Here is an 18616-nt window from a genome sequence, read left to right as displayed (position 1 = left end):
GTGACGCACCCCCGGCCGTCCCGCCCGGCGGACACCCGACCCACGGAACCCACAAGGAGAGTCAGTTGAACCGAAAGTCCGTAAAGCTGGCCACGGCAGTCGTGGTGTCCGCGGGTCTCCTCGCCGGCGCCACCGCGTGCGGAAGCGGCAACGGCGGCGCGAGCTCGTCGGCGCCCAAGGCCCCGCCCAAGGCGACCCTCAACCAGATCAACCCCGCCGACCCCGCGGGACTCCGGCAGGGCGGCACCCTCAACTTCCCCGTCGACGAGTACCCCACCCAGTGGAACAGCCTCAACGCGGCCTCGCAGAACACCGTCGCCGTGACCACGACGATGGCCCCCCTGCTGCCGTCGCTCTTCCACAGCACCCCCGACAACAAGCGGACCCCCAACCCGAACTACCTCAGCAAGGTGAGCACCGCCGTCAAGCACGGCAGGCAGGTCACCACCTACGCGCTCAACCCCAGGGCCCGGTGGTCCGACGGCACACCCATCACCTGGAAGGACTTCCGCGCGGACTGGCAGGCGCAGAACGGGAAGAACCCCAAGTACACCCCCGTCAGCACCTCCGGCTACGAGCAGATCTCCTCGGTCGCCGAGGGAAGCGACGCGCGGCACGTCGTCGTCACCTACGCCACACCCTTCTCCGAATGGCAGACGCTGTTCTCGCCGCTGTACCCGGCATCGCAGATCGACACCCCGCAGAAGTTCGACGCCGGCTACAAGAACCGGATCCCGGTCACCGCGGGCCCGTTCAAGGTCAGCAGGATGGACCCGACGACCAAGGTCGTCTCCGAGGTCCGGGACCCCCACTGGTGGGGCCCGAAGCCGGTGCTGGACGGCATCAACTTCCGCACCCTGGACGCCGCGTCGACACCCGGGGCCTTCGCCTCCGGCGAGATCGACGTCGAGGACATCGGGCCCGACGTGGCCGCCTACAAGCAGGCGCAGAAGGTGCCGCACACCTCCATCCGCGTGGCGGGCGCCCCGAACCTGCGGCAGATGGTGGTCAACGGCGCGAGCCCGCTGCTGAAGGACGTCCGTGTCCGCCGGGCCCTGTTCATGGCACTGGACCGCCAGGCCATCGGCAAGGCCGACCTCAACGGCCTGCCGTTCCCTGCCCAGCCCCTCGACAACCACTTCCTCGTCAACAACGACGTCGCCTACAAGGACAACGCCGGCTCCCTCGGCCGCTTCGACCCCGCCGCGGCGGGGCGGCAACTGGACACGGCGGGCTGGAAACCGCACGGCGACGTCCGTGAGAAGGACGGCAGGCCGCTGGAGCTGACGCTGACCATACCGTCGGGCACGCCCATCGCCGCCAACGAGGCACAGCTGTTCACGGCGATGCTCAAGAACGTGGGCATCAAGCTCGACACCAAGGTCAAGCCGAGCGACGACTTCTTCAACGACGTCAGCGCCGGGAAGTTCGACCTCACGCTGTTCAGCGGCATCGGCTCCGTGCCGTTCTTCCCGCTGACCAACGGTGCGGCGTCCTTCGTCTCCCCCGAGCACGGCAACGTCGGCCAGAACTACTCGCGCATCGGCACCGCCGGGATCGACGCCGACATGCACAAGGCGGGCACCGAGGTCGGCCACTCCGCCTACCTCGCCGACCTCGACGCGGCCGACGCCGCGCTGTGGAAGCTGGCCGCGAACCTGCCGCTCTACCAGCGGCCGCAGATCGTCGCGACCAAGTCCGACGTGGCCAACTACGGCGCCTTCGGTTTCCAGGACACCGACTGGACCCGGATCGGCTTCACCAAGTAACCCCACTGGACCGCGGCGCGGGAGGACGACCCCCTCCTCAACGCCTCCCGCGTCGCGTCGGCCCCGACCCGAGCCGACACCCCAGGAAGGGCCCTTGTCCCCGGTGCACCGGGGACAAGGGCCCTTCGTCCGTACCGCCGTCGGCTACTTGACGCCGAAGGCGCGGATCAGGGTCTGGCTGACGCTGTTCCCCTTCGCGTCCCGCGCCGTCGTGCGCAGGCTCGCGAAGCGGGCCCGGGACGGCGCGTCGAGCTGCGCCTTCCAGCCGCCGCCCGACTGCCGCAGCGTCGTCTTGCGCCAGGTGGCGCCGTCGTCGTACGACACCTCGAGGGTCACCGTGCGGATCGCCCCGGCGCCCGCCGCGCCCTTCAGGTGCGAGGCGGTGACCGTCAGCGCGGTGCGCCGCTTGGCCTTGCCGGACAGGTCGGTGGCCACCGCGTAGTCGAGCTGCACCAGCGGCAGGGGCGTGATGGCCGAGTAGTCCGTCGTGCTCGAGGTGAAGCCCCACTCGGTGCGGGTGCGGGTCGAGTACGGACGGTCCGGCACGTTCCGCTCGCCCTCCACCACGATCCGGTAGGGCTGCGGGTCCGGTGAGAGCCCCTCGACGGTCACGATCCGCTCGTTGTAGTCCTCACCGAGCAGCTGGTCGCCTTGGTACAGCGAGACCTTCGAGGTGTTGCCGTCCACCCAGGCGACGCCCGAGTGACCGCCCGAGTCGCCCCAGGCCGGCAGCACGGACGTGCTGATGATGTCGCCCACCCGGTAGGGGGCCGTCCAGCTGATGCCGTCGTTGAGCACCCGCGGGTGCTGGATCGCCGAGAACCAGGTCTCGGTGTTCGTGCTGCGCGCCTTGTAGGTGCGCATCACGCCCCGCTGGCCGAGGTCGCGCATCGCGGCGGAGGAGATCCAGCGGGCGTCGTCGCCCGCCGAGACCCAGGACGTGAGGGTGCCCTGGGCCGCGACCCGCGTCGCCTGGATGAGCGTGGGCCGGTTGAAGATGAGCGACACGTCCTCGCGGTACGCCACGGCCTCGGCCTGCGTGCTGTTGCGGAACGACTCGTCGATACGGGCCAGGTCCCCGGGACGGGGACGGTAGGACGGGTCCTTCGGGACCGCTCCGTCGTGGTGACGGATCAGGTCGTACGCGTAGCGCGGGTACGGGTGCGAGACCACCTTCAGCGTCGCCGTGCCGGGCTTGCGGAGCCGGCTCAGCAGCCGTGCGCTGTCGTCGGTGCCGAGCGAGGCCACCGGCAGGGGGGCGGCGTCGGGCAGGTCGGCCCAGGGGTCGAACTTGCCGTAGCCGTCGTTCAGGATCAGCAACTGCCGCGCGCCGGCCCTCGCCGCAGCGGCGGCCTGGTCCGGGGCGGACACCGTGTCGCTGCGACGGACGACCGCCACCTGGCCGCGCACCTTGAGCCTGCGGAACGCCGCGGCCGAGCCGTCACCGGCCCAGACCGCGCGGTAGGTGCCCGTGCCGTCCCGCAGCTTGGGGGACATGCTCTGGATGGTGACGTCGTCGTAGGTCTGCGAGCCGGAGGAGAACGTCAGCGGCGGCTGGATCTGCCGCCAGCGGGTCGCGAAGTGGTACGAGCCCTTCGTCACCTTCGGCGTCGGCGTCACCCAGAGGCTGTCGTAGCGCCAGTACTCGGGCATGTAGCTGTCCAGGAAGGGGAACAGGTCGCCGTTGGTGCGGTACTGGTCCACCCGCATGAACTCGTTGGCGGTCGGCTGCGGCGTGACGGCGGCCGCCTTGCGCAGGCTCGCGGCGTCGAACCGCACGGTGCGGTCGGTGTCGAGGTCGATCTGAGGCGCCGAGAACATCGCGAAGCCCAGCGTGTGCGTACCGTCGATGCCGGGCACGTCCGCGTTCAGCCACGCGGAGTAGGTGCTCGGGGACAGGCGCAGGTCGATGCGGCCCGAGGCGTCGACGGCGAACGCCTTGGGGGCGGAGTTGCGCTCCACGTCCTTGAGGATGAGGGTGCCGGGAAGGGCCTTGCCGTGCCGGTCCTTGGCGGTGACCGTCAGGTTGACCCGGCGGCCTTCCTTGTTCACCCCGACCGTGGTGCGGGCCAGGGCCGCGCCGTCGGCGCCGGTGGCGACGAGTCGGGTGGAGTAGGCGCCGTTGTCCTCGGCCGCGTCGAGGTGGGTGATCACGCCGACGGAGGCAGTGCCGTGCGCGGGCACGGTCAGCCGCGGTTCGGTCAGCGTGAACAGGCCCTCGGGCAACTGGCCCGGGTTCAGGGACAGGTCCACGGTGACGGGTGCGGCACCGGAGTTGGTGTAGGTGACGTCCTTGCGGACCGTCTGACCCGGCGTGTACGGGTAGTGCGTCTGCGCGTACGCGTCGCCGGAGGCGACCAGGGTGGCCTTCACGGCGGCGGCGACGTCCACGCGCCCGCTGCCCGCCTCGAAGGGGCTGAAGCGTTCGATGGTGCTCGCGGTGGTGCTGATCAGGGCGGCCTTGAGCTGCTGCCCCGTCCAGTCCGGGTGCTCGGCGGCCAGCAGGGCCGCGGCGCCGGCCACGTGCGGCGTCGCCATGGAGGTGCCGCTCATCGTCTGGTACGCGCCCTCCCCCTCAGGGGCGTACTGCGAGCGCGCGGCCAGCACGTTCACCCCCGGGCCGGTCAGGTCGGGCTTGACGGCGTTGTCGCCCACGCGAGGGCCGCGGCTGGAGAAGGATGCCAGCTGGTCCACGCCCTTGCCGGGGCCGTTGACCGCGCCCACCGTCAGCGCGGCGTCGGCGGCACCGGGGGCGCTCACGGTGTACGGCGCGGGGCCGGAGTTGCCCGCCGCGATGACGAACAGCGCCCCGGTCTCCTCGCTGAGCCGGTTCACGGCCTCGCTCAGCGGGTCGGTGCCGTCGGTGGCGTCGCCGCCCAGGCTCATGCTGACGACCTTGGCGTGCTGGTTGCGGGCTGCCCATTCCATGCCGGCCAGGATCCAGGAGTCCTGGCCGCTGCCGAAGTCGTCCAGGACCTTGCCGATGTGCAGGGACGCGCCCGGGGCGACGCCCTTCTCGGTGCCACCGGAGGCGGCGCCGGTCCCGGCGACGGTCGAGGCGACGTGGGTGCCGTGACCGTGCCGGTCGGTGACGTCCGCGCCGGGCACGAAGCTCTCCGTCGCGGCTATGCGGCCGGCGAAGTCCGGGTGCGCGGCGTCGATGCCGGTGTCCAGGACGGCGACGTCCACGCCCTGCCCGGTGTCCCCGCCGGCCCAGACCTCCGGGGCGCCGATCTGCGCCGTGGTGTCCGACAGCGTGGCCTTGACCTTGCCGTCCAGCCACACCTTGGCGATGCCGCCGGCGAGCCGTCCGCCCTCCGCCGTCCTCGCGGCCGCGGTGGCCTTCGCGTCGGCACCGGTCAGGGAGGACCAGAAGTCCGCGGCCCGCTCGTGCTCGGCGGAGATCGCCGCGCCCTGGATGCTGCTGAGGGTCAGCGTCCTGCGCGCGCCCTCCGGGGTCTTGGCGCTGCGGGAGCGGGCGGCGGCGTCGGTGTACGTGACGATGAGCGGCAGCCGGTCGCTGCGCGCGTCGTCGTAGCCGTCCTTCAGCAGCGTGGTGACGTTGAAGAGCCCCTCGTCCAGGGCTCCTGACGCGATGTAGGGGACCGCGGCGTCGGGATACACGTAGGTGTCGGTGCCCACCGACATCACGTGGGCGCCGCCGGTCCTGCCGTTCGGGTCGGTGACCGAGGTGACGGCCTGGGCCCGGCCGTCCCCGGTGACGGTGACCTTGTCGCCGGTGATCAGCGTGACGGTGCGCACGGCTGCGGAAGCGGCACCGGTCGCGGCGGGGGAGGGGGACGTCGCCGAGGGGTCGGCCGATGCGGCCGGACCCGTGGCCGTCAGCACCACCAGGGCGGCGACGGCGGCTGTCAGCCCGCGTCTGCGGGACGGAGGCATGCGCAAGGGAACCTCATGGACTCGATGGGGTGGGGTGGAACGCAGTCAGCCATCCGTTCGCATCGCTGTAAAGGCGGCCCTTTGGCACTTCTGTGCCATGTCACCAAGTGGACACGGCGCAAAGCGGCGCAATGATCGGCAAGCGAGACACACTGCACGGTGTGAGCGGCCGCCGCACAGCGGCACATCCATCACACGCTGCTGACATGACGTCAGTTCGCTCGCGTGCACGAAGGTCAGAGGTGGAGAAGGATGACGGAAGGCGCCGCACCCTTGGAGCTGGTCGGACTCGACGCGGGGGCCGAGGCCGTCTACCGCGAACTGCTCGCACACGGTGGCGGTACGGCCGACGACGTCACCGCGACGTTCGGGCTGGGTACCGGAGCGGCGGTGGCCCTGCTGGAACGCCTGCACCACTCCGGGCTGCTCAGCCGCCGCTCCTCGGGGGAGTACCTGACCGTGGATCCGCGTCACGCGCTGCGGACACTGGTGGAGTCACGCGAACGCCAACTGGCCGCCGTACGCGACGCCACCGGGCCGCTCGGCGCGCTGTTCGACGAGGCCAGGCGGTCCAGCGCCGGCGAACCCGCCACACGGACGATCAGCGGCCCGGAGGAAGTCGGGGACTGCTACTACCGTTTGCACCAGGCCGCCAAGTACGAGATGTGCGGCCTGGCCCGACCTCCCTTCCTGTTCGTTCCGAACGGTCCGCTCGACGAGGCCGCCGTACGGCGCGGCGTACGGGTGCGGGTCGTCTACGCGGCCGCCAGCTTCGACGAGGACGGCGGGGGGCAGGAGCTGGGCAGCCTGGTCTCACGCGGCGAGGAGGCCAGGGTCGTGTCCTCGCTGCCCGTCAAGCTGACCATGGCGGACCGCTCGGCGGCCATGGTGTCGTTGAGCCTGGGCCCCGACAGCACCGACACGCTCTACACCGAGGCGCCCCCCTTGCTCGAAGCCCTGACCGAGCTCTTCGAGCACTACTGGGCCGGTGCCGCCTCACTGAGCGGGCCGAGCTCGCAGCCACCACCGCCACCGGAGCCCTCCACTCCCGGCGAGCAGGTGCGCAATCCCACCGACGAGGAGCGGAACCTGCTCGCACTCTTCGCCGCCGGGGTCAAGGACGACGCCATCGCCCGCCAGTTCGGGATCTCGACGCGGACACTGCGCCGGCGCATCCAGGACCTCTACACGGAACTGGGCACCACCAACCGGTTCGGCGCCGGCGTCGCGGCGGCCCGGCGCAACTGGGTGTGAGCGCGGAGTTGCGCCGACGTGCCGCGGAGGGACGATGGGAGGAGGGCGCGGCGGTGTGCCGTGCCGTCCGAGGTGGTCCAGGTGTCCGAGGCGCGAACGGTCGACTACGGCGTCACCAGGTTCGACGTCCCCCTGCCCGGGACGTTCGAGGAGGCCGTGCGGCGCTACGAGTCCCTGGTGCCGCAGTACCGGGCCGATGAGATCCGGGACCTCGTCCGGTCCGGCGGCTCCTGGGAGAGCGCCCTCGCGCTGGCCGAGGGGAACGCGCCCCACGGATTCATGATCTTCTGGAGGGACTCCGGAACGGCGCTCATGGGCATCGCCGGGGACACGACGCCGTTCGTGATGTACCTGATGGGCAACTACGCCATCGCCGAGCGGATGTTCCGCCACGATCCCTCCGCCATGATGCACGCGCCGCTGCGCACCGAGATCTACCGGAGCGACGACGACGTACCGCGATTCGTGATCGACAAGCCGAGTTCCCACTTCGGCAGTTACGGCAGCGAGGAGATCGCCCAAGTGGGCCTGGAACTGGACCACAAGGTCGCCCACCTGCTGACACTGATGGAGGCGCCGGTGCCCGCCGGGCTCGGCTGACCCGACGATGACGGATCTGCGCTACGGCACCTTCGTGTGCGACGGGTTGCGCCGCGCCCAGGGTCCCCGGTTGCCCGACGGGAGCCCGATCTTCTCCTCGCCGCTGACCTCGACGTTGGTCCTCGGCGACGCGGAAGCGGTCCTCGTCGACCCGCCGTTCACCCGTGAGCAGGTGCACGGTGTCGGGGACTGGATCGAACGCTCCGGCAGACGGCTGACGTACGTCTACGCCACCCACGGTCACGGCGACCACTGGTTCGGCACCGATCTGCTGCTGCGACGCTTCCCCGGGGCGGTTCCGTACGCCACCGAGGGCACCATCGAGCTGATGCGCTGGCAGGCCACCGAGGGCCGCCGGACCAGGTGGGACGTGGACTTCCCCGGGCTCATCCCGGACAGCCCCGTGGTCTACGGGGTGGTCCCGGCCGACGGGTTCACGCTGGAGGGGCACCCGCTGCGCGTGGTGGAGACCGGCCACACCGACACCGACGACACGACCGTCCTGCACATCCCGTCGATCGGCCTGGTCGTGGCCGGTGACGTGGCCTACAACGGGGTCCACCAGTACCTGCGGGAAAGCGCCGGCGGCGGCATCGACAAGTGGCTCGCCGCGATCGGCACCGTGCTCGCGCTGCACCCGCGCGCGGTCGTGGCCGGCCACAAGAACAAGGCGCTGCCCGACGACCCCGTGATCCTGCGGCAGACCCGCGACTACCTGCTCGACGCCCAGCGCCTGCTGGCGGAGGAACCCCGCCCCCGCACGTTCTACGACCTGATGCTGCAGCTCCACCCGGACCGCCTCAACCCGGGCCCGGTCTGGTACAGCGCCCTCGCCCTCCTGCCCTGACGCCGCCGCCCGGACCGTCATCCGGAACCGGAACGGCAGCGGGGGCGTCGTGCCCAGGGACGACCCACTCGATCATGAAGCATCGTGAAGGAGCCCGGGCATGACGGTTGTGGCCACGCGTTACCTGTACCTCGTCCGGCACGGGGAGGCCGTGCCGGACGAGAGCGGTCTGTCGGACGACGGGCGCCGCCAGGCCGCCCTGCTCGGCCGCCGGCTGGCGGACCACCCGATATCCGTGGTCCATCACGGCCCCCTGCCCAGGGCCGCGCAGACCGCCGCCCTGATCGGGGAGCACCTGGACGGTGCCGTCCTGCGCGTCTCGGAGACCGCCGGAGACTACGTCCCGTACTTCCCGGGGCGGGACGAACTGCCCCCGGACAGCGCCGACCACCTCCTGCGCTTCCTCGACGGCGCCAAGGCGCAGGAGCGCGCGCTCGGTCCGTCGCTGGCCCTGCGCGCGCTCGAGCAGTTCACCGGTCCCGTGGAGGGCGATCAGGAGCGTCACGAACTGGTCGTCACCCACAACTTCCTGGTCGGCTGGCTGGTGAGGCACGCCATGGACGCCCCGCCGTGGCGGTGGCTCGGGGTCAACCAGGGCAACGCGGCCCTGACCGTCATCCGCTATGCGCCGGGGCGGCCCGTCTCGGTCCTGGTCCAGAACGACACCCGCCACCTCCCTGCGGAGCTGCGCTGGACCGGCTTTCCGCCCGAGCTGCGGATGTGAGGGCGCGGACCGGCCGCGTCAGCTGATGGCCCCGTTGGCCGGGTCGACGTGGACCTCGTGGTCGGAGCCGTCCTTGTGGAACTCCACCTCCCAGGTACGGGTGTCGTCGTCGAGGGACACGGAGGTGACCGTGCCGCGCCGGGCGTCCCCGGCCGCCTTCGCCGCTTCCAGGAGGTCGGTGCGGGAACCACGGAGGGCGTCCCGGGCCTCGTCGGCGTCCTGCCGGTCCTGCTCCTGCCGGGCGGTGACGACCTCGCCGTTCGCGGCGTCGATCGTCACCTCGTGCCAGGTGCCGTCCCCGGCCAGCGTCTCGACCTCCCATTCCGTGCGGCCGCGGTCGTCGTCCAGTTCGGCGGACACCACGGTGCCGGGGGCCTGTGCCCGCGCCGTGGCGACGGCGTCGGTGAGGCTCACCGTGCGGGAGCCGCTGGTCCGTTCCTCGCCGTCGGTGCCGCGGTCGTCGTCGCGGGGACCGTCGTCATCGGTGGCGTGGCCGCCGCGGTCGTCGGTGACCACGGCGGACGCCGGCTGCCGGTCGTCGTCGTCCGCCAGTGCGGTCGCCGCGACGCCCCCCGTACCGGCCAGGACGGCGACGGCGGCCGCGGTGGCGATCAGCATCTTGCGCCTCATGATGGTGTGTCCTTCCGTAGCGGTCCGGTGACCACCACGATCGCTCCCCGTACCTGAAGCGGCGCTGAAGGATCCTGAAGGAATCCTCAGGATCGTTTTGGCAGGCTGTACCCATGCGCCTGCTGATCGTGGAGGACGAGCGGAGCCTCGCCGCTTCGCTGGCCAAGGGGCTGACCGCCGAGGGCTTCGGCGTGGACGTGGTCCACGACGGCGACGAAGCGCTGCACCAGGCCGGGCAGCGGACCTACGACCTGATCCTGCTGGACATCATGCTGCCCGGCATGAACGGCTACCGCGTCTGTGCCGCCTTGCGGGCCGCCGGAGACGACACGCCGATCCTGATGCTGACCGCCAAGGACGGGGTGTACGACGAGGCGGAGGGCCTGGACACCGGGGCCGACGACTACCTGACGAAGCCCTTCGCCTACGTCGTGCTCCTGGCCCGCGTTCGCGCGCTGCTGCGACGGCGTTCCCACGGAGGCTCACCGGTGGTCACCATCGGTGGGCTGACCGTCGAGCCCGCCCGCCGCCGGGTCACCCGCGACGGGACCGAGGTCCCGCTCACCGCGCGGGAGTTCGCGGTGCTGGAGCACCTGGTGCTGAACGCCGGCGAGGTGGTCACCAAGGCCGACATCATCGAGCACGTGTGGGACTTCGCCTACAGCGGCGACCCCAACATCGTCGAGGTCTACGTCAGCGTCCTGCGGCGCAAGCTCGGGGCCGCCACCATCCGCACCGTCCGCGGCGCTGGATACGTGATGGAGGCCGGATGAGGTCCGTCCGCGCCCGCACGGCCCTGTCCGCCACCGCGGTGGTGGGCGTCGCCCTGGTCCTGGCGGGCCTCGGGCTCGTCCTCGCGCTCCGGGCCAACCTCACCGGTCAGGCCGGCCTGCGGGCCGAGATCGCCGCGCGTGAGGTGACGGCCCAGATCGCCGCCGGGACCTCGTACGGCCGCCTCGACCTGCCGGACGGCGACGAGTACCCGGTCCGGGTCGCCGACGCCCGCGGCGGTCTCCTCGCGGCCGGAGAGGACGTGCAGCGGATCACCGGAGCGCCGGTACCGGACACGGACGGCGACACCGAGTCCGAGGCCGAGCACGGCACCGGGACCGCCACCGTGGACGGCACGCAGGCGTCGTACCGGTTCGCCGTCCTCTCGGGGGAACGCGACGGTGAGCGCTACACCGTCACCGCGGGGGCCTCCCTCGCCGCCGAACAGGACGCGGTCCGTACGGCGGTGGTCTTCCTGCTGGCCGGACTGCCCGTCATGCTCGCCGTGGTCTGGACGGTGACCTGGCTCGCCGCACGCAACGCGCTGCGCCCGGTCGACGCCATCCGCGCCGAGATGGAGGCCATCACCTCCAGCACCGACCTCTCCCGCAGGGTTCCCGTCTCCCCGGCCCGGGACGAGGTGGCCCGGCTCGCCCGCGCCACCAATGACACGCTCACGGCCCTGGAATCCGCCGTCGAACGGCAACGGCGGTTCGTCGCCGACGCCTCCCACGAACTGCGCAGCCCGATCGCGGCGCTGCGCACCGAACTGGAGGTGGCGAGCGCCCATCCGGCCCTGCTGGACCTGGACAGCGCGGTGAACGACGTGGCCAGGCTCCAGACGCTCGCCTCCGACCTCCTCCTGCTCGCCCGATTCGACGCGGGGGAGGAGATGCCCATGGAGCCGGTCGCCCTGGACGAGTTGGCCCGCGAGAGGGCCGCCCTGCGCTCCGGCCGGGTGCCCGTGACCGTCGACGCGACGGACGCCGTGACGGTACGCGGTGACCGCCGGGGGCTCGAACGCGTCCTGGACAACCTCCTGGACAACGCCCAGCGTCACGCCGGCGACTCGGTCGCGGTGCGTGTCACCCGCGACGGACGGGGGGCCCTGCTGGAGGTGACCGACGACGGTCCGGGCATCCCGGCGGCCGACCGTGAACGCGTCTTCGACCGCTTCATCCGGCTGGACGAGTCCCGTGCCCGCGACGCGGGAGGTGCCGGGCTCGGTCTGGCCATCGTCCGCGACATCGTCCACCGCCACGGCGGGCAGGCCGATGCCGGTGAGGCACCCCAGGGCGGTGCGCTGCTGCGCGTGCGGCTCCCGGCGGGGTGACCGCAGGTCCTGTGCCGATCCGCGACCGGCGCTTTTCGCCCCCCGGATCCGGGGCACGCTCTGGGAGTTGCCGGGTGCGGCGGCCTCAGGGACGCCGTCGCGTGGGGCGGAGGTGTTCATGGCCGAGGTGGCGGCGCCGCTGTGGGACGTGGGGAACGGGCAGGGGCTGCGGCAACCGGCGGAGCTCGGGCCGGCCCTGCTGCTCTCCAGCCTGATCGGCTGGGAGCGGGCGGCGCAACAGAAGAGCGCGGGGCTGCGCACCCACACGCTGGTCGGTGTCGCCAGCGCGTTGATGATGGAGGTCTCCCAGCACGGCTTCACCAATGTGCTCGGGCTGGACAACGTCTCCTTCGACCCGTCCCGTGTGGCCGCCCAGATCGTCTCGGGGATCGGGTTCATCGGCGGCGGCCTGATCTTCGTGCGCAGGGACGCGGTGCGCGGTCTGACCACGGCGGCCACCGTGTGGCTCACTTGTGCGATCGGCATGGCCTGCGGGGGCGGGCTGCCGATCCTGGCGCTGGCCGTCACGGCCCTGCACTTCCTGGTGGTACGGGGTTACCCCCGGCTGGTCCCGCGCCTGCTGCCCGGGGCGACGGCGACGGTCTCCGAGCTGCGCCTGACCTACCGCACGGGCACCGCCCTGCTGCCCCGGCTGATGGAGACCTGCACGCGGCTCGGGTTCCGCATCCGGGAGGTGAGGGTGGAGAGGCTGCCGGGCCGGACCGATGCCGCCGCCCGGGTCCTGCTCGAGGTCGAGGGTACGGCCGACCCCGGCCGGCTGGCTTCGGAGCTCTTCCGGCACGACGGCGTCCTCGAGGTCGGGATGACCCCGTCCGACGAGGAGTGACACCCTGCCGCCGGAGGCCGTCCGCCGCCCTGAATAAAAAATGGATGTGCATTCATTATGATGGAGCCATGCAGAGCACACCCAGCCGCACCGCGCAGCACGTCGCGCTCTTCCGGGCGCTGGAGTCGGTGCGCCCGGGGCCGCGCCTGTTCATCGACCCGTACGCCGCCTCGTGCCTCGGTCCCGGCTACCGCCTGGCCGTGACGATCGCCCGTTGTCCGGGCGTGGCGCGGTTCCTTGAGCGGTGGATCGACCGGCGCTGGCCCGCAGGTCCGCGCGCCTCGGCCGTGGTCCGCACCCGGCTGATCGACGACCTGGTCGTGGACGCCCTGGAACACGGCGCCCGGCAACTCGTCCTGCTGGGCGCCGGCTACGACAGCCGGGCCTTCCGCCTGGACGCGGCGCACGACGCCACCGTCCTGGAGGTCGACCACCCGGCGACGCAGGCGGCCAAGCGGGGGCTGGCCGCCACCTGGTCCGCCCGGGCGGGCCGGCCGGGCGACGGCATCCGCTTCGTTCCCGTGGACCTGATGCACCAGGACCTCGGCGACGCCCTGCGCGAGGCGGGACTGACCGGCGACCGGGCGGTGGTGGTGTGGGAGGGCGTGACGAACTACCTCGACGCGCCGTCGGTGCACGCCACGCTGACGGCGCTCTCCACGACGCTGGCGCCCGGGAGCCGGATCGTCCTCACCTACATGGACCGAAGGGCCCTGGACGGCACCGGTGACTTCGACGGCGTCACAGCGTGGGCGGACGCGGTGCGTACGGCCGGGGAACCCTTCACCTTCGGCTTCCTCCCGGACGAGCTCCGGGCGTACCTGGCCGAGCGGGGACTGGAGCTCACCTCGGACCGGTCGGCGAGGGAGGCGCCCGCGCAGTACCTGGAGCCCCTGGGGCGGCACGAGCCGGCCGCGCCCTTCTACCGGATCGCCCAGGCCGAGGTGTTGTGATGCCCAAGGTCAGTGAGGAGCACCTGCGGGCGCGGCGCGCGCAGATCCTCGACGCCGCCGCCCGCTGCTTCGCCCGTACGGGCTTCCACCGCACCACCATCCAGGACATCGCGGCCGAGTCCGGATTCAGCGCCGGCCTGGTCTACCGCTACTTCGCCGACAAGGACGACATGGTCGCGGCCATCGCGGACCGGTGGCACGACGACCAGGCCCGCCGACTGCACCTGGACGACCCCGCCGGGCACACCGCCGACGCCTTCCGGGAGGTCGCCGGAGGCTACCTGGAACTCCTGCGCTCACTCGCGGGCTCCGACGAGCGGCAGCGCGTGCAACTCGGCGTCCAGATCTGGGCCGAGGCCCTGCGGGCACCCCGGGTGCACGCGGTGGCACGCGAGGGTGTGGACCGTCCCCGCGCCGTCATCACCGACCTCGTCCGGGCGGCCCAGGAGCGCGGCGAGCTGGACGCCGCGTGGCCTGCCGACGGCCTGGCCCGGGTGTTCGTCGCGATCTACCAGGGGCTGGCGCTGCAGACCGCCTGGGATCCCGGACTGGACCACGCCGCCTACGCCGCGGCGGTCGAGCGCCTCATCGGCGCGCTGGTGCTCCGACCTGATCCTCCGTCGCCCTGAAGCACGCGCACCTCAGTCCAGCACGAGCGACGACAACTGCGGCGAGTACGTGGCGTGCAGCACGAGCGCGGCGCTGCCCACGACGGCCGCGTCCGCGCCGAGGGGGGAGGCTGCGACCTGGACGACGCGGATGTGCCGGGCCAGGGGTCGTGAGGCCAGTGCGGAGGCGACGGCGTCGACGTAGCGGGACTCCACGTGCTGGATGCCGTGACCGCCGAGGATGATGAGGTCCACGTCGATGAAGTTGGCGATGGTCACGGCGACCGTGGCCACGTGACGCGCGGCCTCGTCGATGACCGCGGCCGCGATCGGGTCGCCGGTTCCGGCCGCGCGCTGGACCGCGGCGTGGTCGACGGAGGCCGGGTCCCGGTCGTACGCGGGGGACAGCACACTGCCGCCCGGCTTGTCGGTGAGGCGGCGGTGCGTCTCGGCCACGATCGCGGACGGGTTGGCCAGTCCCTCCAGGCAGCCCCGGTTGCCGCAGTAGCACTCCGGCCCGTCCGACAGCACCGTCGAGTGGCCGAACTCGCCGGCGTTGAGCGAACCGCCACGGTAGACCTGGTGGTTGAGGACCAGACCACCGCCGATGCCGGTGCCGAAGAACAGGTAGGCGAAGTTCGCCACGCCCCGGCCCGCGCCGGACCAGCGCTCGCCGACCGCGGCGGCCGTGGCGTCGTTGTCGAGCGTCACCGGAAGGCCGGTCGCGTCACTGAGCATCTGCTGCAGCGGGACCCGCGTCCAGTGCGCGAGCTGGGGCGGGGCGACGATCATGCCGCTGCGCTGGTCGATCGGCCCAGGGGTGGCGAGGCCCAGCCCCAGGACGTTGGCGCGCGGCACGTCCGCCTCGGCGAGCACCTCGGCGACCAGGTCGGCCATGGCGGCCACCACGTGCGTCGGATCGGTACCGGGAGGCGTGGGGTGCCGTCTGACGACCAGTGGCCGGCCGAGCAGGTCGACCACGGAGCAGGTGAGTTCGACCGGGTCGAAGACGAGGCCGACCGCGTTGCCGGCGTCCGCGTTGACCCGCAGGGTGGTGCGGGGCTTGCCGCCGCCCGCGCCACGACTGGCCCCGTCCTCCCGCACGATGCCCTCGTCCAGCAGACGGCGCACGATCCCCGAGACGGTCTGCGGGGTCAGTCCCGTCTTCTGGGCGATCTCGACCCGGCTGATCCCGTCGGCGAGTTGGATCTGGTCCAGGACCACCGCCCGGTTGTACCGCCCGACTTTGGGGAGGTTTGTTCCTGCTTGCCGCACACGCGTTCCTCTCTTACCGCAATGACGATACCGCTCAAGGGCGTTGACTTAGTAAAACAAATGGATTTAAAGTCCGGTGCCCAAGCCGCAACAGGTCCGGCATGGAGGCACGGCGCAGTGTCATCGGAGGCAAGTTGATGTCCACGAAATGTCGCATCCCAGGGGAGGCGGGCCCGCGTGATCGCCGCGGCGTCCGCAGCGTGGAGCTCCGCGCATGAGCCGCGCCCCGATGCTGCTGGAGATGCGGTCCATCACCAAGACGTTCCCCGGCGTGACGGCGCTCGCGGACGTCAACCTGGTGGTGAAGGAGGGGGAGATCCACGCGATCTGCGGCGAGAACGGCGCAGGCAAGTCCACCCTCATGAAGGTGCTGAGCGGGGTCCACCCGCACGGCAGTTACACCGGCGAGATCGTCTACCGCGGCGACACCGTGAGGTTCCACGACATCCGGGCCAGCGAGCAGGCCGGCATCGTCATCATCCACCAGGAACTGGCGCTGGTCCCTGGCATGTCGATCACGGAGAACATCTTCCTCGGCAACGAGCCGCGCAAACGCGGCTCGATCGACTGGAGGGCCGCACAGCACCGCGCGGTGGAGCTGATGGAGCGGGTCGGCCTCAAGGAGGACCCGGACACGCTCGTCAAGGACATCGGCGTCGGCAAGCAGCAACTCGTCGAGATCGCCAAGGCGTTCGCCAAGGACGTGAAGCTGCTCATCCTCGACGAGCCGACCGCGGCCCTGAACGAGACCGACTCGCAGCACCTGCTCGACCTACTGCGCGGCTTCCGGGACCGTGGCATCACCTCCATCATGATCTCCCACAAGCTGAACGAGATCGAGGCGGTCGCCGACACCATCACCATCCTGCGCGACGGCCGGACGATCGAGAGCCTCGACGTCGAGGCGGACGGCGTGAACGAGGACCGCATCGTGCGCGGCATGGTCGGCCGCGAACTCGACAGCCGGTTCCCCGACCACACGCCCGACATCGGCGAGGTGTTCTTCGAGGTCCGCGACTGGACCGTGCGGCATCCCGCGTCCGACGAACGGCTCGTGTGCAAGGGGTCCAGCTTCACGGTGCGGCGCGGTGAGATCGTCGGGTTCGCAGGCCTCATGGGCGCCGGGCGCACCGAACTCGCGATGAGCCTGTTCGGCCGCTCCTACGGCACGTTCCTGTCGGGACGGGTCTTCAAGGACGGCAAGGAGATCCACCTCAAGACGGTGCCGGAGGCCATCCGGCACGGCCTCGCCTACGTCAGCGAGGACCGCAAGTCGGTCGGCCTCAACCTGCTGGACGACATCAAGACCTCGATGGTGGCCGCCAAGCTGTCGAAGATCTCCCGCCACCAGGTCATCGACCCGGTGAGCGAGCACCGGATCGCCGAGGAGTACCGGCAGAACCTGAGGATCAAGACCCCCAGCGTGGACGAGGAGGTCGTGAAGCTCTCCGGCGGCAACCAGCAGAAGGTCGTCCTCGCCAAGTGGATGTTCACCGACCCCGACCTGCTCATCCTCGACGAGCCCACCCGCGGGATCGACGTGGGCGCCAAGTACGAGATCTACGGGATCATCCAGCGGCTGGTCGGCCAGGGCAAGGGCGTCGTCGTCATCTCCTCGGAGCTGCCCGAGCTCATCGGACTCTGCGACCGCATCTACACCGTGTTCGAAGGCGCCATCACCGGTGAGGTGACACGCCGCGACGCGAACCCGGAACTCCTCATGAAACAGATGACCTCTATGAAGAAGACACCGAGCCCATGAGCCGCATCACAGACCTGCAGAAGAACCTCTTCGGAGGCTCGACCTCCAACGCCCGCCAGTTCGGCATGATCGCCACGCTCGTCGCGATCGTGCTCCTGTTCCAGATCTGGACGGGAGGGCTGACCCTGACCTCCGGCAACCTCATCGCCGTGGTCAGCCAGTACTCCTACATCCTGATCCTGGCCATCGGCATGCTGATGGTGATCGTCGCCGGGCACATCGACCTCTCGGTCGGCTCGGTGGCGGCGTTCACCGGGATCGTGGTCGCCAAGACGATGCAGGAGCACTCGCTCCCCTGGCCCCTGGGCATCGTGCTCGGCCTGCTCGTCGGCGCGGCGATCGGTGCCTGGCAGGGCTTCTGGGTCGCCTACGTGGGGGTGCCGGCGTTCATCGTCACCCTGGCGGGCATGCTCCTGTTCCGTGGCGGCAACCAGTACATCGGCAACGCCGACACCGTGCCGGTCCCCACCGGATTCCGTGACATCGGCGCAGGCTTCCTGCCCGAAGTGGGCCCGGACACCGGCTACAACAACCTGACCCTCCTCCTCGGTCTGGTCGCCTGCGCGGGCGTGGCCTGGCGCGAGTGGCGGGCCCGGCAGACCCGGCGCGCCATGCACGCCGACGCCGCGCCGCTGTGGGTCACGGGGATCCGTCTGGTCGTGATGGTGGGCGTCATCGTCTTCGCGACGCTGCGCTTCGCCGGCGGCCGCGTCGGCACCAGCTTCCCGATCTCCGGGATCATCCTGATCGCCCTGGTGCTCGCGTACTCGTACTACACCCGCAACACCATCGGAGGCCGGCACATCTACGCCGTCGGAGGCAACTCCCGCGCGGCCGAACTGTCCGGCGTGAAGCTCCGGCGCGTCAACTTCCTCGTCATGATGAACATGTCCGTGCTGGCCGCGCTCGCCGGCATGATCTTCGTGGCACGGTCCGCGGCCTCCGGCCCGCAGGACGGTCTGAGCTGGGAACTCGACGCCATCGCGGCCGTGTTCATCGGCGGCGCCGCCGTCTCCGGCGGCCTCGGCACCATCAGCGGCTCCATCGTCGGCGGTCTCGTCATGGCGCTGCTCAACAACGGTCTCCAACTGGAGGGCGTCGGCTCGGACATGGTCCAGATCATCAAGGGCCTGGTCCTCCTCCTCGCCGTCGCCTTCGACGTCTACAGCAAGAGCCAGGGTCGCTTCTCGATCATCGGCACCCTGATGCGTCCGTTCCGCCAGAACGAGACGTCCACACCGGTCGACCCGCCGAACCCGGCCTCCGACCCCGACAAGGCTCCGGTCGCAGGATGACCGACCGGCAGTAACCCAGGGTGCCGCATCAGGGCGGCGCTCGATTCT

The 18616-nt window shown here is 71.2% G+C and carries 15 protein-coding genes; 12 read left to right on the top strand and 3 right to left on the bottom strand.

Going from position 1 to position 18616, the window contains the following annotated elements; all coding sequences use genetic code 11:
- Window positions 1-65 precede the first annotated feature (65 nt).
- Window positions 66-1769: an ABC transporter family substrate-binding protein gene (locus tag PV410_RS24065; RefSeq protein ID WP_500327573.1), complete on the top strand. Its 1704-nt coding sequence runs from the start codon at window positions 66-68 to the stop codon at window positions 1767-1769.
- Window positions 1770-1913: 144 nt separating this feature from the next.
- Here the strand turns inward: PV410_RS24065 and PV410_RS24060 are convergent, their stop codons facing one another.
- A complete protein-coding gene (locus tag PV410_RS24060) occupies window positions 1914-5669 on the bottom strand; it encodes a S8 family serine peptidase (protein WP_500327571.1) in 3756 nt (1251 codons plus the stop codon).
- A 252-nt stretch (window positions 5670-5921) separates the two neighbouring features.
- Between PV410_RS24060 and PV410_RS24055 the strand changes: the two genes are divergently transcribed.
- The 4 genes from PV410_RS24055 to PV410_RS24040 all read left to right on the top strand — a co-directional run bounded on the left by PV410_RS24055 (window position 5922) and on the right by PV410_RS24040 (window position 9094).
- On the top strand, window positions 5922-6923 hold the full coding sequence (locus PV410_RS24055; protein WP_500327569.1) for a LuxR family transcriptional regulator: 1002 nt from the start codon (window positions 5922-5924) through the stop codon (window positions 6921-6923).
- Window positions 6924-7004: 81 nt separating this feature from the next.
- Complete coding sequence (locus PV410_RS24050; RefSeq protein WP_500327567.1) at window positions 7005-7523, top strand: DUF302 domain-containing protein; 519 nt, start codon at window positions 7005-7007, stop codon at window positions 7521-7523.
- A 7-nt stretch (window positions 7524-7530) separates the two neighbouring features.
- Window positions 7531-8370, top strand: coding sequence for an MBL fold metallo-hydrolase (locus tag PV410_RS24045; RefSeq protein WP_500327565.1), 840 nt, complete (start codon window positions 7531-7533; stop codon window positions 8368-8370).
- 100 nt (window positions 8371-8470) lie between these two features.
- Entirely contained in the window at window positions 8471-9094 is a 624-nt protein-coding gene (locus tag PV410_RS24040; RefSeq protein WP_500327563.1) for a histidine phosphatase family protein, read from the top strand.
- Window positions 9095-9112: 18 nt separating this feature from the next.
- On the opposite strand, the gene PV410_RS24035 is transcribed toward PV410_RS24040, so the two are convergent.
- Entirely contained in the window at window positions 9113-9724 is a 612-nt protein-coding gene (locus PV410_RS24035) for a PepSY domain-containing protein (RefSeq protein ID WP_500327561.1), read from the bottom strand.
- A 113-nt stretch (window positions 9725-9837) separates the two neighbouring features.
- Here PV410_RS24035 and PV410_RS24030 point away from each other — a divergent pair, with 113 nt between their 5' ends.
- From PV410_RS24030 to PV410_RS24010, 5 genes are all read left to right on the top strand, one after another.
- Window positions 9838-10497 (top strand): response regulator transcription factor, encoded by a 660-nt coding sequence (locus PV410_RS24030; protein ID WP_500327560.1) that lies wholly within the window; start codon window positions 9838-9840, stop codon window positions 10495-10497.
- Window positions 10494-11828, top strand: a complete 1335-nt coding sequence (locus PV410_RS24025) for a sensor histidine kinase (protein ID WP_500327558.1) — start codon at window positions 10494-10496, stop codon at window positions 11826-11828. The genes PV410_RS24030 and PV410_RS24025 overlap by 4 nt, the downstream gene beginning before the upstream one ends.
- A 118-nt stretch (window positions 11829-11946) precedes the next feature.
- Window positions 11947-12675 carry an MgtC/SapB family protein gene (locus PV410_RS24020; protein WP_500327556.1) on the top strand — a complete coding sequence of 243 codons (729 nt, stop codon included), beginning with the start codon at window positions 11947-11949 and terminating at the stop codon, window positions 12673-12675.
- A gap of 68 nt (window positions 12676-12743) precedes the next feature.
- Window positions 12744-13628: a class I SAM-dependent methyltransferase gene (locus tag PV410_RS24015; RefSeq protein WP_500327554.1), complete on the top strand. Its 885-nt coding sequence runs from the start codon at window positions 12744-12746 to the stop codon at window positions 13626-13628.
- Window positions 13628-14257, top strand: coding sequence for a TetR/AcrR family transcriptional regulator (locus PV410_RS24010; RefSeq protein WP_500327552.1), 630 nt, complete (start codon window positions 13628-13630; stop codon window positions 14255-14257). Before PV410_RS24015 ends, PV410_RS24010 begins: the two co-directional genes overlap by 1 nt.
- Before the next feature lie 12 nt (window positions 14258-14269).
- Here the strand turns inward: PV410_RS24010 and PV410_RS24005 are convergent, their stop codons facing one another.
- Complete coding sequence (locus tag PV410_RS24005; RefSeq protein ID WP_500327551.1) at window positions 14270-15460, bottom strand: ROK family transcriptional regulator; 1191 nt, start codon at window positions 15458-15460, stop codon at window positions 14270-14272.
- Between the two features lie 265 nt (window positions 15461-15725).
- On the opposite strand from PV410_RS24005, the gene mmsA reads away from it, so the two are divergent.
- Together mmsA and mmsB are read left to right on the top strand one after the other, a co-directional pair.
- Window positions 15726-17273 carry a multiple monosaccharide ABC transporter ATP-binding protein gene (mmsA, locus tag PV410_RS24000; protein WP_500327549.1) on the top strand — a complete coding sequence of 516 codons (1548 nt, stop codon included), beginning with the start codon at window positions 15726-15728 and terminating at the stop codon, window positions 17271-17273.
- Window positions 17270-18568, top strand: a complete 1299-nt coding sequence (mmsB, locus tag PV410_RS23995; protein ID WP_500327547.1) for a multiple monosaccharide ABC transporter permease — start codon at window positions 17270-17272, stop codon at window positions 18566-18568. The genes mmsA and mmsB overlap by 4 nt, the downstream gene beginning before the upstream one ends.
- The last annotated feature ends 48 nt before the right edge of the window (window positions 18569-18616 follow it).

The sequence above is a fragment of the Streptomyces sp. PA03-5A genome (assembly GCF_033792725.1).
Taxonomy (GTDB): Bacteria; Actinomycetota; Actinomycetes; order Streptomycetales; family Streptomycetaceae; genus Actinacidiphila.
This window is presented reverse-complemented; position numbering and strand designations above follow the sequence as displayed.

Excerpts from the sequence above, each read along its gene's own strand:
- PV410_RS24060 (WP_500327571.1), bottom strand. The coding sequence starts at position 5,669 with ATGCCTCCGTCCCGCAGACGCGGGCTGACAGCCGCCGTCGCCGCCCTG.
- PV410_RS24055 (WP_500327569.1), top strand. The coding sequence starts at position 5,922 with ATGACGGAAGGCGCCGCACCCTTGGAGCTGGTCGGACTCGACGCGGGG.
- PV410_RS24045 (WP_500327565.1), top strand. The coding sequence starts at position 7,531 with ATGACGGATCTGCGCTACGGCACCTTCGTGTGCGACGGGTTGCGCCGC.
- PV410_RS24040 (WP_500327563.1), top strand. The coding sequence starts at position 8,471 with ATGACGGTTGTGGCCACGCGTTACCTGTACCTCGTCCGGCACGGGGAG.
- PV410_RS24035 (WP_500327561.1), bottom strand. The coding sequence starts at position 9,724 with ATGAGGCGCAAGATGCTGATCGCCACCGCGGCCGCCGTCGCCGTCCTG.
- PV410_RS24030 (WP_500327560.1), top strand. The coding sequence starts at position 9,838 with ATGCGCCTGCTGATCGTGGAGGACGAGCGGAGCCTCGCCGCTTCGCTG.
- PV410_RS24025 (WP_500327558.1), top strand. The coding sequence starts at position 10,494 with ATGAGGTCCGTCCGCGCCCGCACGGCCCTGTCCGCCACCGCGGTGGTG.
- PV410_RS24020 (WP_500327556.1), top strand. The coding sequence starts at position 11,947 with ATGGCCGAGGTGGCGGCGCCGCTGTGGGACGTGGGGAACGGGCAGGGG.
- PV410_RS24015 (WP_500327554.1), top strand. The coding sequence starts at position 12,744 with ATGCAGAGCACACCCAGCCGCACCGCGCAGCACGTCGCGCTCTTCCGG.
- PV410_RS24010 (WP_500327552.1), top strand. The coding sequence starts at position 13,628 with ATGCCCAAGGTCAGTGAGGAGCACCTGCGGGCGCGGCGCGCGCAGATC.
- mmsA (WP_500327549.1), top strand. The coding sequence starts at position 15,726 with ATGAGCCGCGCCCCGATGCTGCTGGAGATGCGGTCCATCACCAAGACG.
- mmsB (WP_500327547.1), top strand. The coding sequence starts at position 17,270 with ATGAGCCGCATCACAGACCTGCAGAAGAACCTCTTCGGAGGCTCGACC.